This window comes from Jiella mangrovi (genome assembly GCF_017815135.1).
Classification (GTDB): Bacteria; Pseudomonadota; Alphaproteobacteria; order Rhizobiales; family Rhizobiaceae; genus Jiella; species Jiella mangrovi.
Map to the genome: position 1 here is coordinate 216,424 of NZ_JAGJCF010000002.1, position 16,176 is coordinate 232,599.

The 16,176-nt window shown below is 64.3% G+C and carries 13 protein-coding genes and 1 other annotated feature; of the genes, 5 read left to right on the forward strand and 8 right to left on the reverse strand.

What is annotated here, in order from left to right:
- Positions 1 to 206 precede the first annotated feature (206 nt).
- The 5 genes from rplA to J6595_RS03995 form a co-directional block, all read right to left on the reverse strand.
- Complete coding sequence (rplA, locus tag J6595_RS03975; RefSeq protein ID WP_209593154.1) at positions 207 to 908, reverse strand: 50S ribosomal protein L1; 702 nt, start codon at positions 906 to 908, stop codon at positions 207 to 209.
- 5 nt (positions 909 to 913) lie between these two features.
- Entirely contained in the window at positions 914 to 1,342 is a 429-nt protein-coding gene (gene rplK / locus J6595_RS03980; RefSeq protein WP_209593155.1) for a 50S ribosomal protein L11, read from the reverse strand.
- A 152-nt stretch (positions 1,343 to 1,494) separates the two neighbouring features.
- A complete protein-coding gene (gene nusG / locus J6595_RS03985; RefSeq protein ID WP_209593156.1) occupies positions 1,495 to 2,025 on the reverse strand; it encodes a transcription termination/antitermination protein NusG in 531 nt (176 codons plus the stop codon).
- 29 nt (positions 2,026 to 2,054) lie between these two features.
- Positions 2,055 to 2,252 (reverse strand): preprotein translocase subunit SecE, encoded by a 198-nt coding sequence (secE, locus tag J6595_RS03990; protein WP_209593157.1) that lies wholly within the window; start codon positions 2,250 to 2,252, stop codon positions 2,055 to 2,057.
- Positions 2,253 to 2,454: 202 nt separating this feature from the next.
- On the reverse strand, positions 2,455 to 4,080 hold the full coding sequence (locus J6595_RS03995; RefSeq protein ID WP_209593379.1) for an electron transfer flavoprotein-ubiquinone oxidoreductase: 1,626 nt from the start codon (positions 4,078 to 4,080) through the stop codon (positions 2,455 to 2,457).
- Between the two features lie 315 nt (positions 4,081 to 4,395).
- Between J6595_RS03995 and J6595_RS04000 the strand changes: the two genes are divergently transcribed.
- The 5 genes from J6595_RS04000 to J6595_RS04020 all read left to right on the forward strand — a co-directional run bounded on the left by J6595_RS04000 (position 4,396) and on the right by J6595_RS04020 (position 10,157).
- Positions 4,396 to 4,728, forward strand: coding sequence for a DMT family transporter (locus J6595_RS04000; protein ID WP_209593158.1), 333 nt, complete (start codon positions 4,396 to 4,398; stop codon positions 4,726 to 4,728).
- 42 nt (positions 4,729 to 4,770) lie between these two features.
- Positions 4,771 to 5,724 carry a uracil-DNA glycosylase gene (locus J6595_RS04005; protein WP_209593159.1) on the forward strand — a complete coding sequence of 318 codons (954 nt, stop codon included), beginning with the start codon at positions 4,771 to 4,773 and terminating at the stop codon, positions 5,722 to 5,724.
- A gap of 287 nt (positions 5,725 to 6,011) precedes the next feature.
- Entirely contained in the window at positions 6,012 to 7,298 is a 1,287-nt protein-coding gene (locus tag J6595_RS04010) for an MFS transporter (protein WP_209593160.1), read from the forward strand.
- 290 nt (positions 7,299 to 7,588) lie between these two features.
- Positions 7,589 to 7,641, forward strand: a sequence feature (sul1 is cis-regulatory element that is thought to sense ions involved in sulfur or methionine metabolism; They are found in Alphaproteobacteria).
- Positions 7,642 to 7,701: 60 nt separating this feature from the next.
- Positions 7,702 to 9,186 (forward strand): SulP family inorganic anion transporter, encoded by a 1,485-nt coding sequence (locus J6595_RS04015; protein ID WP_209593161.1) that lies wholly within the window; start codon positions 7,702 to 7,704, stop codon positions 9,184 to 9,186.
- 116 nt (positions 9,187 to 9,302) lie between these two features.
- A complete protein-coding gene (locus tag J6595_RS04020; RefSeq protein ID WP_209593162.1) occupies positions 9,303 to 10,157 on the forward strand; it encodes a universal stress protein in 855 nt (284 codons plus the stop codon).
- Positions 10,158 to 10,300: 143 nt separating this feature from the next.
- Here J6595_RS04020 and J6595_RS04025 read toward each other — a convergent pair whose 3' ends face one another.
- The 3 genes from J6595_RS04025 to J6595_RS04035 all read right to left on the reverse strand — a co-directional run bounded on the left by J6595_RS04025 (position 10,301) and on the right by J6595_RS04035 (position 15,887).
- Positions 10,301 to 12,289 (reverse strand): PhoX family protein, encoded by a 1,989-nt coding sequence (locus J6595_RS04025; RefSeq protein ID WP_209593163.1) that lies wholly within the window; start codon positions 12,287 to 12,289, stop codon positions 10,301 to 10,303.
- 128 nt (positions 12,290 to 12,417) lie between these two features.
- Positions 12,418 to 13,371 (reverse strand): DMT family transporter, encoded by a 954-nt coding sequence (locus J6595_RS04030; RefSeq protein WP_245197601.1) that lies wholly within the window; start codon positions 13,369 to 13,371, stop codon positions 12,418 to 12,420.
- Between the two features lie 209 nt (positions 13,372 to 13,580).
- Positions 13,581 to 15,887 carry a xanthine dehydrogenase family protein molybdopterin-binding subunit gene (locus J6595_RS04035; protein WP_209593164.1) on the reverse strand — a complete coding sequence of 769 codons (2,307 nt, stop codon included), beginning with the start codon at positions 15,885 to 15,887 and terminating at the stop codon, positions 13,581 to 13,583.
- Positions 15,888 to 16,176: the final 289 nt, after the last annotated feature.

The window sequence follows — 16,176 nt, forward strand, 5'->3', positions numbered from 1 at the left end:
CGCCGGGAAAACGGTTCTTCGCTCGTCTCATGCAGGCTTTCTGACGATTATGACCCGCGTCTGAAGAAGATCACCGGTCGCCCACAATCTCGGACAGGCATGCTTGAAAGGCCCCGGAAGGCCTTCCATTCCCGGGATTGACCCGGAATTCGTCGTTCGTGAAGCACCGGATATAGGAAGCCGGCCTCACGATTGTAAGATCGGGCCTAGGCCTCGACCGCCAGAGACGACGGATCGATCTTGACGCCCGGCCCCATGGTCGAGGACATCGCCACGCGCTTGACGTAGTTGCCCTTGGCGCCGGACGGCTTCGCCTTGTTCACCGCATCGGCGAAGGCGCGCACGTTCTCGGCGATCGCATCGGCGCCGAAGGAGAGCTTGCCGACGCCGGCATGAACGATGCCGGCCTTCTCGACGCGGAACTCGACGGCACCGCCCTTCGAGGCCTTGACGGCGCCGGTGACGTCCGGCGTCACGGTGCCGACGCGCGGGTTCGGCATCAGGCCGCGGGGGCCGAGGATCTTGCCGAGACGACCGACGAGGCCCATCATGTCGGGAGTCGCGATGGCGCGATCGAAGTTGATGTTGCCGGCCTGGACCTCGGCGACGAGCTCCTCGGCACCGACGATATCGGCGCCTGCGGCCTTCGCCTCGTCGGCCTTGTCGCCACGCGCGAAGACGGCGACGCGCACGGTGCGGCCGGTGCCGTTCGGCAGATTGACGACGCCGCGGACCATCTGGTCGGCGTGGCGCGGATCGACGCCGAGATTCATCGCGACCTCGATGGTCTCGTCGAACTTGACGCTCGCCTTGCCCTTGAGCATCTCGATCGCTTCATTCAGCGAGTAGAGCTTGGTGCGCTCGATGCCCTCGCGGGCGGAGCGAATGCGCTTTCCGGTTTTCGCCATCGTTCTTACTCCGCAACCTCGAGACCCATCGAACGCGCCGAACCCTCGATCATCGCCGTGGCGGCGTCGAGATCGTTCGCGTTGAGGTCGACCATCTTCTTCTCGGCGATCTCGCGCAGCTGGGCGCGGGTGATCGTGCCGGCGGACGCCTTGCCGGGGGTCTTGGAACCCGACTTCAGGTTCACGGCCTTCTTGAGGAAGTAACTCACGGGCGGAGTCTTCATCGCGAAGTTGAAGGACTTGTCCTGATAGTAGGTGATGACGACGGGGATCGGCTGCCCCTTCTCCATCTCCTGGGTCTGCGCGTTGAACGACTTGCAGAATTCCATGATGTTGATGCCACGCTGACCGAGCGCCGGACCGATCGGCGGCGACGGCGTCGCCGAACCGGCCGGGACCTGCAGCTTCAGCTGGCCCACGATTTTCTTAGCCATTTTTCCTGCCTTCTTTCGTCATGCCGGAGAGATCAGCTCATCCGGCGCCTTGCAGTCCGCGCGGTACGGCGAAGGATGGGCCGGCTTCAAAAAAGCCCAACACACCTTCCGCACGACAATGGCGCCCGCAAGAAGCGAGCGCCGCCCTTCGATCAGGTCTTTTCGACCTGACCGAATTCCAGATCGACCGGCGTTGCGCGGCCAAAGATCGAAACTTCCACCTTGAGGCGCGCCCGCTCCTGATCGACTTCCTGAACGACGCCGTTGAACGAGGCGAAGGGCCCGTCCGAAACGCGCACGTTCTCGCCGATGTCGAAGGACATCGTCGGCTTGGGCCGCTCGACACCGTCCTGAACCTGATTCAGGATGTGGTTCGCCTCGGCCTCGGAGATCGGCACGGGACGATTGTCCGGCCCCAGAAAGCCCGTCACCTTCGGCGTGTTCTTGATCAGCGAGAAGACCTGGTCGGTCAGCTCGGCCTTGACGAGGACATAGCCGGGAAAGAACTTGCGTTCGGCGTCGACCTTGCGGCCGCGACGCACCTCGACAACCTTCTCGGTCGGCACGAGGATCTTCTCGAACTTGTCGGAGAGCCCCTTCTGACGGGCCTGCTCCTCGATGGATTCGGCCACCTTCTTCTCGAAGTTCGAGTATGCGTGGACGATGTACCAGCGGACGGTCATGAAAGCTTCGATGTCTCCTGCGGCTCGCGTCAAGCGCCCGCATTCATGATCAGACCTACAGCATAGCCGAGCGCCTGATCTGCGATGAAAAAGAATGCCGCCGCGAAAGCGACCATGACGAAGACCATGGCCGTCGAGATCATCGTCTCGCGCCGGGTGGGCCAGGTCACCTTCGAGGTCTCGGAACGAACCTGCTCCAGAAATTTGAAGGGATTGGTCTTGGCCATCGACTGCTCACGGCTAAAGCGCGTGAAGAGTGGAATACACCCCACGCGCCGTTTCCATTGGTTGGTGTCTTCTAGCGGCCTTGCTATCGATTCACAAGCCCCTCGCGAGGCGAAAAATCATGAACATAGGGTAAAGCCTGCCACGGGCCATCAGATGGTCACGCAGCCGGATGCCGGCAAGGCTGATCGAGGCAAAAACCCCTCACATCACCTCGTAGACCGGCCCCTCGCCGCCCTGCGGCGGCACCCAGTTGATGTTCTGGTTCGGGTCCTTGATGTCGCAGGTCTTGCAGTGGACGCAGTTCTGGGCGTTGATCACGAACTTGTCCTCGTCCCCCTCCTTCACCCACTCGTAGACGCCGGCCGGGCAGTAGCGCTGGGACGGGCCGGCATAGACGCCGAGCTCGGACGACTTCTGCAGCGCCGGGTCCTTCACCTGGAGATGGACCGGCTGGTCCTCCTCGTGATTGGTGTTGGACAGATAGACCGAGGAGACCTTGTCGAAGGTGAGTTCGCCATCCGGCTTGGGATAGGCGATCGGCTTGTGCTGATCGGCCGGCTCGAGACAGGCGTAATCCGGCTTGCCGTGGCTTTGAGTGCCAAAGAACGAAAAGCCGAAGAGCGAATTCGTCCACATGTCGAGGCCGCCGAGCATGATGCCGAGCCTGGTCCCGTATTTCGACCACAGCGGCTTGACGTTGCGGACCGGCTTCAGGTCCTTTCCGATCGGCGACGAGCGCCATTCCTCTTCATAGGCCGCGAGCCGGTCGTGCGAGCGGCCGGCCTTCAGTGCCTCCGCCGCCTTTTCGGCCGCCAGCATTCCCGACGTCATGGCATTGTGGACGCCCTTGATGCGCGGCACGTTGACGAAGCCGGCCGAACAGCCGAGGAGCGCGCCGCCCGGAAACACCAGCTTGGGAACCGACTGGTAGCCGCCCTCGGTGATCGCCCGCGCGCCATAGGCGATGCGCTTGCCGCCCCTCAGGAGCTCGGCGACGTCCGGATGGGTCTTGAAGCGCTGGAATTCCTCGAAGGGCGAGAGATAGGGGTTCTTGTAGTTCAGATGGACGACGAAGCCGACATAGACCTGGTTTTCGCCGAGGTGGTAGAGGAACGAGCCGCCGCCGGTCTTGTCGCCGAGCGGCCAGCCGAAGGAGTGTTCGATCCGTCCGGGCTTGGACTTTTCCGGATCGATCTCCCACAGCTCCTTGATGCCGAGGCCGAATTTGCCGGGCTCGCGGCCCTGATCTAGGCCGTAGGCTGCGATCGCCTGCTTGGCGAGAGAGCCGCGCACGCCCTCGCCCAGAAAGACGTATTTGCCGAGCAGCGCCATGCCGCGCTGATACATCGGCCCCGGCTCGCCCGAACGGCCGACGCCCATGTCGCCCGTCGCCACCCCGATGACCGTGTTGTCGTCGTCGAAGAGCAGTTCCGACGCCGCAAAGCCCGGATAGATCTCGACGCCGAGGGCCTCCGCCTTTTCCGCCATCCATTTGCAGACGAGGCCGAGAGAGACGATGAAGTTGCCGTGGTTCGACATCAGCTTGGGCATCGCGAAGTTCGGCAGACGCGCCGATCCGCCTTCGCTGTAGAGATAGAAGCGGTCCTCGGTGACGGCCTGCTTGATCGGCGTCTCCTCCTTTCGCCATTCCGGCAGCAGCCGATCCAGCGCGGAAGGATCCAGGACGTTGCCGGACAGGACGTGGGCGCCGACCTCGGCGCCCTTCTCCAGGACCACGACGGAGATCTCCGGGTCGATCTGCTTCAGCCGGATCGCCGCCGCAAGGCCGGCCGGGCCGGCGCCGACGATGACGACATCGAACTCCATCGATTCCCGTTCGGGGACTTCGTGTCCGTTCGTCTCGGCTGCCTCGCTCAATGTCGTCTCCCTTGCAAAGTCTCGAATTCGCCAGCCGTCTCGGCCCGCCGCCTGCCTTGTCGGTTCGAACGGCCGGATCCCGTATCCCGCAAAGACGCACCCAGCCGTTTTAGCCGCCTCGTTTCGAAGAGTTCTAGTCCCCTGGACGCAAAGGTCGATGGAATTCCTCGGATCAGGCCTTTCGCCAAGGGCGGGCCATTGACGCCGACGCGGGCAGGAATGGTAGGGGACGGCCTCGAAGTAGCTGACCCGCGGCGGAGTTTGATGATGAATGCGATCTATCTCGGCGTTGCCATCGTCTGCGAGGTCATCGGCACCAGCGCGCTCAAATCGGCTGACGGCTTCACGCGGCTGTGGCCATCGCTGCTCACCCTCGTCTTCTATGCCTTCGCCTTCTACTTCCTGTCCCTGCCGCTGCGCAGCATGCCGGTCGGCATCGTCTATGCGATCTGGTCGGGCTGCGGCATCGCGCTGCTGGCGATGATCGATCTCTTCTGGTTCCGCGTTCACATCGACGCCGCGGGATTTCTCGGCCTCGGCCTGATCGTTGCCGGCGTTCTCGTCATCAACCTGTTTTCCTCGACGCTCGGCCATTGAAACAGGCTGCATTCAAGGCTTGGATCGGGTAGGACTTCAGCCATGCTCGAAGACACGCCCCGCCTGACCCGAGACGCCGCCGTGGCCATGCTCGCCTGGTATCGCGAGGCGGGGATCGACACACTGCTCCTCGACGCCCCGCGCGACCGCTTTGCCGAAACCGCCGCCGAGGTCGAGCGGCGCAAGGCGAAGATGCGCGATGCCGAGCCACGCCCGGGAGCGTCGCAGCCTCACGACCGCGCGGCAGAGGGGCGGGAGGCACGCAATCGCCCGGCGCCGGCGGAGAGCCGCCCCGGCGCCAGCGCCAATGGCAACGGGAATGGCAACAGCGATTCGGCTTTTCCCTCCACCCGCGTCGCGATCCCCGACGACATCGCCGTCGCGGACGCCCGCGAACGGGCGACGAGCGCGGCAACCCTAGAAGAGCTGCATCAGCTTCTGGAATCCTTCGATGGCTGCAATCTGAAGATCACCGCCAAGCACACCGTCTTCGGCGACGGGCCCGACACCGCCGATCTGATGCTCATCGGCGAGGCGCCCGGCCGTGACGAGGACGTCGCCGGCGTTCCCTTCGTCGGCCGCTCCGGCCAGCTGTTGAACAGGATGCTGTCTTCGATCGGCATCGAGCGCGAGAACGTTCGCGTCACCAACACCGTGCCCTGGCGCCCGCCCGGCAACCGCGCTCCGACGCCGGCCGAGACTCTGGTCTGCCTGCCCTTCGTTCAGCGACAGATCGAACTCGTCGCGCCGAAGGTCATCGTGTGCCTCGGCTCGCCCGCGGCCAAGGCGATCCTGGGCGCGAATGAGGGCATCCTCAGGATCCGCGGCAAATGGCAGGCCTACAGCTTCGACCTGTCGCCCGATGCGACCATCCCGGCCATCGCCATGCTGCATCCGGCCTATCTCCTGCGCCAACCTGCGCAGAAGGCCCTCGCCTGGCGCGATCTCCTGGCCCTGAAGGCGAAACTGGAAGAGCTGGGCGCCGTCGGGAGCTGAGGGCTTTCGGTGAGCGTCATTCACGATCACGGCAGGTGTCGGCTCGAGGCGCGGCGAAGGCCGCGTGCCGGGCCTCCCGCATAGCGAAGCGAGCCAGGCAGGCCCGACGGCCTTCACCATGCAAATGGGAACAGCCGGCATTTTTCGATCAGCGAAATCGGCTGCCTGAAAAGCGTAACATTGCGCGCTTAGGACCTCTCGCCAAATCGGCGGCGACGCCTTAAGGCACGCCGGATCGATTCTGTCCGTCACCGATCCTTTTGCCCCTCCTTCCGCGCGAGCCTCCCATGCATCTCCTGCCGATCGCAGCGCTCCTCACCTCGACCTTCTTCATGATGGCGGGAGCCGGCCTGATGGGCATTCTCCTGCCCGTGCGCGGCTCGATCGAAGGCTGGTCGAGCTACGAGATCGGCGCCTTCGGCACGTCCTACGCCCTCGCCTTCACCTTCGGCTGCGTGGTCATTCCGCGCATGGTCAAGAGCGCCGGCCATGTGCGCACCTTCTCGAGCCTGTCGGCGCTTCTGGCGATCTCGATCCTGTTCTGCGGCCTGATGGTGGATTCGACGGCCTGGATCGTCTTTCGCGCGCTCTCCGGTTTCGCCCTGGCCGGCAGCTACATGGTCATCGAGAGCTGGCTGAACGAGCGGGTCACCAACGAGACCCGCGGAACGATCTTCTCGGTCTACATGATCGTCACCATGGCGGCGATGATGGGCGGTCAATACGCCATGCCGCTGACAAATCCGGGCCTGCCGGTTCCCTTCATGCTTTGCGCCATCTTCTTCGCGCTGGCGGTGATCCCGACCGCGCTGTCGCGTGCACAATCACCGGCACCGATCGCCACGGTGAAGATCGACGTTCTGATGCTCTTCCGCAATTCGCCGGTGGCGGCTGTCGGCATCGTCCTTGCCGGCATCCTGTCGGCGGGCTGGGGCAACATGGCGCCGGTCTTCGGCCAGCAGACCGGAATGACCACCACGGACATCGCGACGTTGACGGTCTCGGCGATGTTCGGCGGCGCGATCTTCCAGATCCCCCTCGGCCGCATCTCCGACAAGACCGACCGTCGCTATGTCATGACTGTGGCAGGCATCATCGGCGTTGGCGCCGCGATCACCGGCGTCTACCTCGCGGGCGCGCAGCCCTTTGCGCTGTTCTGCATCGCCTTCGTCCTCGGCGGGATCATCTATCCGGCCTATTCCCTCGCCGTCGCCCACGCCAACGACTATGCCGCCGACGCCGACTTCGTGAAGGTCTCGAGTGGCCTTCTCATCCTTTACGGCATCGGAACGATGATCGGCCCCATCTACACCGCTTTCCTGATGGACGTCGGCGGGCCAGGAGGCCTTTTCCAGGCGATGGGTTCGGCGATGGCGATCTATGCTGCCTATGCCTTCTACCGGACCTTCCGCCGTATCGCGATCCCGGCCGAGGAGAGGGCGGACTTCCAGACCATTCCGTTCGCCCGCGTCCAGACACCGGCGAGCTTCAGCCTCGACCCGCGGGCCGAGGCGAGCCTGGAAGCCGAAGCGGAAGAGGTCGATGCGGAGGACACCGGTCGGGAGGCGGCCTGACGGTAGCGTGACCCGTTCGGTGACTGCCAAAGACCGGTTGCGGCATGGTCTGACAGGCCATCGATGGTGCGGCGCACGCTTTTTGTCGTAAAACCGGCAGCGTTCGCGAGCGTCAGCCCATCGATGATCGCAAGCCGGCACGATAGCTTTCGTCTTTTTCCGATCATGTGAGAACGGGCGGGCCTCTGGCTCGCCCGTTTCCATGTCGAGCCCCGTATACCGACTTGCGGGGCGGCTTGTCGCGTCACCCGGACTTGATCTCGCATCTGCGAGATGTCAAAAAGACGGACCAAGGACCCATTGAATTGGGTGGCTATGCCGGGCGCCGATCCCCCGGCCAACCTTTGAAAATTTGCGTTGCCCCGGTTCGGGGCGTTTTTCTCCGCGCAAGCTGAAGATATCCATGACTCGTATTGAAACACTCCGCCGCGAGTGGTTCGGCAATGTGCGTGCCGACGTTCTCGCCGGCCTCGTCGTTGCCCTGGCCCTCATTCCCGAAGCCATCGCCTTTTCGATCATCGCCGGCGTCGATCCGAAGGTCGGGCTCTACGCCTCCTTCTCGATCGCCGTGCTGATTTCCTTTACCGGCGGGCGCCCCGGCATGATCTCTGCCGCGACCGCCGCCACCGCAGTCCTGATGGTCACGCTGGTGCGCGATCACGGCCTGCAATATCTCTTCGCCGCAACGATACTTGCCGGTATCCTGCAGATGGTCGCCGGCGTTCTGAAGCTCGGCAACGCCATGCAGTTCGTCTCGCGCTCGGTGATGACCGGCTTCGTCAACGCGCTCGCCATCCTCATATTCATGGCGCAGCTGCCCGAGCTGATCGACGTGCCGCCGATGACCTATGTGATGGTCGCCGCAGGCCTTGCGATCATCTATCTGTTCCCGAAGATCACGACGGCCGTCCCTTCCCCGCTCGTCACCATCGTCGTTCTGACGGCGATCTCGCTGACCTTCGACATGGGTCTGAGGACGGTCGGCGACATGGGCGAGCTGCCGGATTCGCTGCCTTTCTTCCTTCTGCCGGACGTGCCGCTCAATCTCGACACACTGCTGATCATCCTTCCCTATTCGGCCGGCATCGCCGTTGTCGGCCTGCTCGAATCGCTGATGACCGCACAGATCGTCGACGATCTCACCGACACCGGCTCCCGGAAGAACCGCGAATGCGTCGGCCAGGGCATCTCCAACTTCGTCACCGGCTTTTTCGGCGGCATGGCCGGCTGCGCGATGATCGGCCAGTCGGTGATCAACGTGAAGTCCGGCGGCCGTGGACGGCTGTCGACCTTCTGCGCCGGCATCTTCCTGCTGATCCTGATCGTCGGCCTCGGCGACTGGGTCGCGATCATCCCGATGGCCGCCCTCGTCGCCATCATGATCATGGTCTCGATCGGCACCTTTTCCTGGTCGTCCATCATCAATCTGAAGGACCACCCGCGTCGCTCCTCCGTGGTGATGCTGGCGACGGTGGTGGCGGTCGTGTGGACGCATAATCTCGCCATCGGCGTCGTCATCGGCGTGATGCTGTCGGGCGTATTCTTCGCCTCCAAGGTTGCCCAGATCTTCCGCGTGACGTCGGTTCTCTCGGATGACGGCCTCACGCGCACCTACCGGGTCGAGGGGCAGGTGTTCTTCGCCTCGACCGAACGCTTCGCCGGCTCGTTCGACTTCAAGGAGGCGCTGGACAAGGTGATCATCGACGTCGGTGCCGCCCATATCTGGGATCTTTCCGGCGTCGGCGCGCTCGACCGGGTGGTGTTGAAATTCCGCCGCGAAGGCGCGGAAGTCGAACTGCGCGGGCTCAACGAAGCGAGCGCGACGCTGGTCGACAAGATCGCCATCCACGACAAGCCGGGCGCACTCGACCAGCTCGGCGCCCATTGAACGGCAAAGGCGACATCCGGCCGGCGTATCTGCTACCGTCGCTGCCGGGCGCCCGCCGATAAAGCACTCAAGAAAAAGCAAGGGTTCCCATGGCGGTCATTCCAGGGGAGGAACACATGGAAAAGATCCTGGCCTGCGTCGACGGATCGGTCTATCGCGAGAGCGTCGTCGACCACGCCGCATGGGCCGCAAAGCGGCTTGGTGCGCAGGTCGAAGTGGTCCACGCGATCGGCCGGCGCGAAGCGGGCGGCGGCGCCTTCGACATGTCGGGCAATCTCGACGCGGACGAGCGCTCCGCGCTGATGGGCGAACTCTCCGAGCTTGACGAGAAGCGCGCCAAGATCGCCCTCAAACGGGGGCGTGTTCTGATCGACGAAGCGCTCGAACGCCTGAAGGCCGACGGCGTCTCCGACGTCACCAGCAAGCTGCGGCATGGCGACATTGCCGACACGTTGTCGGAGCTTTCCGAGGATGCTCGGATCGTCGTCGTCGGCAAGCGCGGCGAGGCGGCGGATTTCGCCAAAGGCCATCTCGGCTCGAATCTCGAGCGGGTCGCCCGCTCGGCGAAACGTCCGCTGCTGGTGACCTCCAGAGCCTTCAAGCCGATCGAGAAATTCCTCGTCGCCTTCGACGGCGGCAAGAGTTCGCAGCAGATCATCGAACGGCTATTCGCAAGCCCGCTCCTCAAGGACGTGCCTTGCGAGCTGTTCATGGTCGGCGAACCGAGCGGGGATGCGGGCCATCGGCTGCATGAAGCGGAAAAACGTCTGCGCACGGCCGGCTACAAGGTTTCGGTCTTTACCGAGGAAGGAGACGCGGAGGAGCTGATCGGCAAGAAGGTCGAGCATGGCGGCATCGACCTCGTCGTAATGGGCGCCTACGGCCATTCGCGCATCCGCAACTTCATCGTCGGTTCGACGACCACCGAGATCATCCGCCGCTGCACCGTCCCGGCACTGATCATCCGCTGAGACCGGCGCGCAGCGCATGAACGACAACGGCCGCCTGGTCTCCCGGGCGGCCGTTGTCATTGTACCCACCTGCTCGCCAGCGATGCTCGCCGGTCCAAGCTCCGGGCGATTCGTGACGATCGCCCGGCTCATCGATGCGTCGATCAGACGCCGATCTTGCCGCCGCCCTGCTTGGTGATGGCGAGAACCGACGGACGCACCGGCATGTCGTCCTTGAAGTCGGGCCAACGGGTGGAGAGGTCCTCGTAATAGGACGGACGACCGAAGCCTTCCCAGTCCTCGCCGCCGTCGCCAGGGTGCTGAACCGCGACGAAGAAGGTGGTGAGATCCGGCGTCGGCAGCGGGCCGCACATCTCCGCACCGATCGGCACGCGGAAGAAGAGCTTGGAGGTGCCCCGCGCCTCACCATCGGTATCGACCGCGAAGAGGCCGTCGGTGCGGCCGGTGTCCTTTGGCGAGTTGCCGTCGGTCGAGACCCAGAGGCGGCCGTCCGTGTCGATAGCGCAGTTGTCGGGCATACCGAACCAGCCGTCCTTGGTGGTCTCGGTGGAGAAGGTCGCGCCGACCTCGGCCACGGAGGGATCGCCGCACTTGACGAGGATTTCCCACGTGCCCTTGGTCGCGGCGAAATCGCCACCGTCCTCGGCAATCTCGACGATGTGGCCGAACGCGTTGTCGGCGCGCGGGTTGGCCGCGTTCGGATCCTTGCGCTTGGTATTGTTGGTCAGCATCACATAGACGCGTCCCGTATTGCCGTCGGGGCCGATGTCTTCCGGCCGGTCCATGGGCGTCGCGCCGAGCAGATCGGCCGCCTTGCGGGTTTCGATCAGAACGTCGGCCTGGCTCTCGAAGCCGTTCTCGGCGGTCAGCGGACCCTCGCCATGGGTCAGCGGAAGCCACTCCATGCTGCCGTCGTCTTCGAACTTCGCAACGTAGAGCGTGCCCTCGTCGAGAAGGTCCATGTTCGCGGCACGATCATCCGGATTGTAGGTTCCAGCGGTGACGAATTTGTAGACGTAGTCGAACCGCTCGTCGTCGCCGAGATAGAAGACGACATGGCCGTCCTTGGAGACGATGTTGTCGGCGCCCTCGTGCTTGAAGCGGCCGAGCGCCGTGCGCTTTTTCGGAACGGAGTTCGGATCGTCCACATCGACCTCGACCACCCAGCCGAAGCGGTTCGGCTCGTTGGGCTCCTTGGACAGGTCGAACCGGTCATGGAACCTGCCCCATTCGTAGGAGCCGTTCGGCACGCCGTAGCGCTTGTAGTTCTCCGCCTCGCGATTTCCCTCCGGCAACTCGCCGAGGAAGTAGCCGTGGAAGTTCTCCTCGGCCATGATGTATGTCCCCCAGGGCGTGACACCGCCGGCGCAGTTGTTGACCGTACCGGAGACCTTCTTGCCGGTCGCGTCGGCGGAGGTCTTCAAACGGTCGTGGCCGGCGGCGGGACCGGTCAGCTCCATTTCGGTCGTCGCGGTGATGCGGCGGTTGTTGGCGCCATCGCGCACAACCTGCCACTTGCCGCCCTCTTTACGGATCTCGACGATGGTGCCGCCGTGGGCGGCCATCTCGATATCGACGCGCTTCTGATCGGCGGGAGCCACCTCCGCCTGACCGTCCTTGACGGTGACGATGCCCGGGAACATCAGATGTTCGTTCGTATATTCGTGATTGACGACGAGCATCCCGTGCTCAGATGAGCCGTCGATCGGAATGAAGCCGACATAGTCGTTGTTGTAGCCGAACTGCCGGGCCTGGGCTTCCGGCGTCTGCTTCGTCGGATCAAATTCCGGCGAATCCGGGAACAGGCCGTCGCCCCAGCGCAGCAGGACGTCGGCGTCATAGCCCTCAGCGACATGGTGGGTTTGATCGACGCCGGCCTCGACTTCGGTGAAGGTGAATTTCGAGCCGCCCTCGGCCGCCTTGGCCTTCTCGGCGGTCATCAGCGCCGCCGGACTGACGGTGGCGGCGATCGCGGTCACGGCCATCGAACCGCGCAGGAAACCGCGCCGGGAAAAGCGCGTGGCGATGATCTCGCCCATGGTGCGGTTGTTGGTCGGGTTGAGACCGTCGCCGTCGGCTTCTTCGAGCCGGCTGGTCTTGAAGACGTTTCGTTCGCAGTTCTGATCTTGCATGACTACCCCTCGCGGACATTGGATCGATGCTCGTCCGGACACGATCATGCGACCGTATTCTGGAAGAATTCCAGGTCTCGCTATAGAAGGGTGATGACACAGAGATGACGCTGCATAGCGCCTGAAGGTCAGCTTCCGCCGGGGGGCCAGACCCGCCTCGCCTTGCGGCGCTCGATGCCGAGGCGATGCTCGCGCCAGATGATGAAGATGCCGGCTCCGACAACGATCGCGCTGCCGGCGACGGTGGTCCATTCGAGAACGTCGCCAAACAGGAATATGCCGATGGCGATGGCAAGGATGAGCGAGGTGTATTCGAACGGCGCGATCGTCGAGGTGTCGGCGTATCGGTAACTGGCGGTGAGCAGCAGTTGGCCGATCCCGCCCAGGAGACCCGCCGCGATGAGGCTCGCCGCCTCCAGCGTCGACGGAAGGACCCAGCCGAAAGGCAGCGATACCAGCGCGATCAGGGATGATGTCAGCGAGAAGTAGACGACGATGGTCGCCGTCTTCTCCTTCTGCGCAAGGCGCCGGATCTGGGTCATCGCGACCGCGGCAAAACAGGCCGAGCCAAGCGCCCCGAGCGCTCCCAGCGCTTCCGCTCCGCCGATCCCGCCACCGGCCGACAGGAGGCTGAGATTGGGCGCCGTCACAACCGAGACGCCGACAAGACCGATCACCACCGCGGTCCACCGATAGGCCCTGACGACCTCTTTCAGGAACACCGCCGCGAAGACGACGGTCAGGAGCGGTGCGCCGTAGGAGATCGAGATCCATTCCGGGTAGGGCAGCCGGGCCAGCGAGAAAAACCCGAGGATCATCGATGTCACGCCGATGAGGCCGCGCAGGAGATGGCCCGACAGATCGTCGGTCGTCAGCGAGTGTTTGAGGTCACCCAGCCATGCGAGATAGATGGCGACCGGGACGAGCGCGAAGAAGGACCGGAAGAACACCACCTCGCCCGCCGGTATTTCCTCCCCGACCGTCTTGATCAGGGTCTGCATTCCCACGAAGACGACGACGGAAATGCATTTCAGTCCGATCCCGAGTGTCGGGTTCGGATCGGTGGGCGGCGACATCGCCATGATCTCATTCTTGCCCTCGCGCCTCAGCGCGCCAAGGCACCTCTCTTCGATCGGAAAGATGTCGCCGGCAGGGAACGCCAAAGATGGCGGCCGCGCGACGATATCAGAAGTGGTGAACCGAAAGCCCTAACGAACGGTTACAAAACCAACGACATGGCGCCTTTTCTCGCCGCCTCGTCGAAGGATGGTGCCGGCCGTGGCCGTCGGAATCAGGCGCGGCCGGCGGCCTGCAGCGCGTCCCAGACCCGCGAAGGTGTCGCCGGCATGTCGATATGGCCGACGCCCGCCGGCCGCAGCGCATCGGCAACCGCGTTCATCACGGCGGGCGCGGCACCGATCGTCCCGGCCTCCCCGGCGCCCTTGATGCCGAGGGCGTTGGTCGTAGAGGGCACGTTGCGGGTCTTGAAGTCGAACATCGGCAGGTCCCAGGCTCGCGGCATGGCATAGTCCATGAAGCTTGCTGAAACGAGCTGGCCGTCCACCGAATAGACCGTATCTTCGAGCAGCGCCTGGCCAAGGCCCTGGGCGACGCCGCCATGGATCTGGCCGGCGAGAAGCGCCGGGTTCACCGTTACGCCGAAATCGTCGACGATGGTGTAGGCGACGATCTCGACCACGCCGGTCTCTTCATCCACCTCCACCTCGCAGATATGCGTGCCGTTCGGATAGGTGCATTCGTCCTGCTTGAACTCGCCCATCGCCTTGAGATCCTCGGCGCTCTTGGCTGCGGCTGCGAGGGCGAAGAAGTCGATCGCCCGGTCGGTGCCCGCGACCCGCGCAAATCCGCCTTCGATCTCGATATCGGCCGCCGCCGCCTCGAGTTCGTCCGAGGCGAGCTTCTTCAGCTTTTCGGCCAGTGCCTGGCTCGCCCGGCGAACCGAAACCGCCCCCAGCGGAATCGATCGCGAGCCACCGGTACCGCCGCCGGTCGGCGTGTCGTCGGTATCGCCCTGGCGCACGTCGATCCTGTCATAGTCGAGCTTCAGCGCCTCGGCGACGAATTGCGCATAGGCCGTCTCGTGGCCCTGCCCGTTCGTCTGGGTGCCGATCTTCAGCGTCACCCGTCCATCGGATGTGAGCTCCGCATAGGCGGGCTCGGAGCCGGGAAAGGCGCAGGCCTCGACATAGGTCGCCATGCCGATGCCGCGCAGCTTGCCCTCGGCCTTCGCCGTCTCGCGGCGTGCCTCGAAGCCCGCCCAGTCGGCCCGGCGCATGCCCTCGGCCATGTGGCCGGCGAAATCGCCGGTGTCGTAGAGCCGGCCGAAGGCGGTCTTGTAGGGCAGCTGCTCGGGCTTGATGAAGTTGTTGCGGCGGATCTCGTCGCGGCCGACGCCCAGTTCGACGGCGCATTTGTCGACCAGCCGCTCGATCAGATAGGCCGCCTCCGGCCGCCCCGCACCGCGATAGGCGTCGACCGGCACGGTGTTGGTGTAATAGACGGCGCAGCCGACGTCGATCGCCGGGATGTCGTAGAGCCCGGTCGCCATCGACATGCCGAACCAGGGGATCATCGGCCCGTACTGCGAGGAATAGGCGCCGAGATTGGCGGCGATGTCGATCCTGAGGCCGGTGAAGCGGCCGTTCTCGTCGATCGCCATCTCGCCGGTGACGATGTTGTCGCGGCCATGGGTGTCGGTGACGAAGTGCTCGCTGCGGTCTGCCGTCCACTTCACCGGCCGTCCGAGCGTCTTGCCGGCGAAGAGAACCAGCGCGTATTCGCGGTAGAGGAACGCCTTCGTGCCGAAACCGCCGCCGACATCGCGCGTGACGACACGGATCTTCGACGGATCGACCTTGAAGACGACGTTCGCAAGCGTGTTCCGCAGGCTATGCACGCCCTGGCTGCCCGAAGTGAGCTGAAAGCGATCCTCGTCCTCGACGAACTCGCCGATGGCGGAGCGGACCTCCATATAGTTGCAGACCAGCCGGTTCTGGACGAGTTCTATCTTCACCGTCCGGGCGGCATTCTCGAAGGCCGATTGCGTGGCGGCCTTGTCGCCAACATGTATGCGGCCGGCAACGTTGCTCCCGGCTTCGGGCCACACCAGCGGTGCCCCCTCGCCCATCACAGCCTTGAGATCGGCCACGGCATCGAGCGGTTCGTAATCGACCTCCACCAGTTCGGCCGCGTCTTTCGCCTGCATCGCGGTGTCGGCCACCACGAAGGCGACCGCGTCGCCGACATGGCGCACGACGTCCTTGCAGAGCACCGGCGCATTGCGCGAGGCAAATTCGGCGCCGTCGGCCATCGACGGTTTGCCCAGGCAGGGAATGTCGCCGAGCTCGGCGACGTCGGCATGGGTGAGCACGAGACGGACGCCCGGCGCCGCCTTTGCCGCCTCGATGTCGGCGATGGTGAAGCGGGCGCTGGCATGGGGCGAGCGGACCACCGCCGCATGCAGCATGCCGGGCCGCGACTCGTCGTCGGTGTATCGGCCGGCGCCGCGGATCAGGCGATCGTCTTCGAGGCGCAGGACGGAGGCGCCCAGGCCGAATTTCGGTGTCATCACGGTCATTCTCGATGCTCCCCCCGGCGACCTGACTCATCAGGGCTCAAATGCCGGCAGACTGAATTTCGCGACCCGATTGCCGATGAATGTTCACCGATCGGCACTTCAATGACCGCGGACCTGCAACACTTATTGCGAGACGCACGTGGCGTCGAGGGCATCGATGGCCCCATTGCCGTGGCACGGCCGCGTCGAGGCGATCTCACCCGCGAAGACAGAGATCAGGCGACGACCTTGCGCTTCTGACCGGCGAAGGCCATTGCGGAACAACAAGAGCGAGCCAGTCGCACGAAAG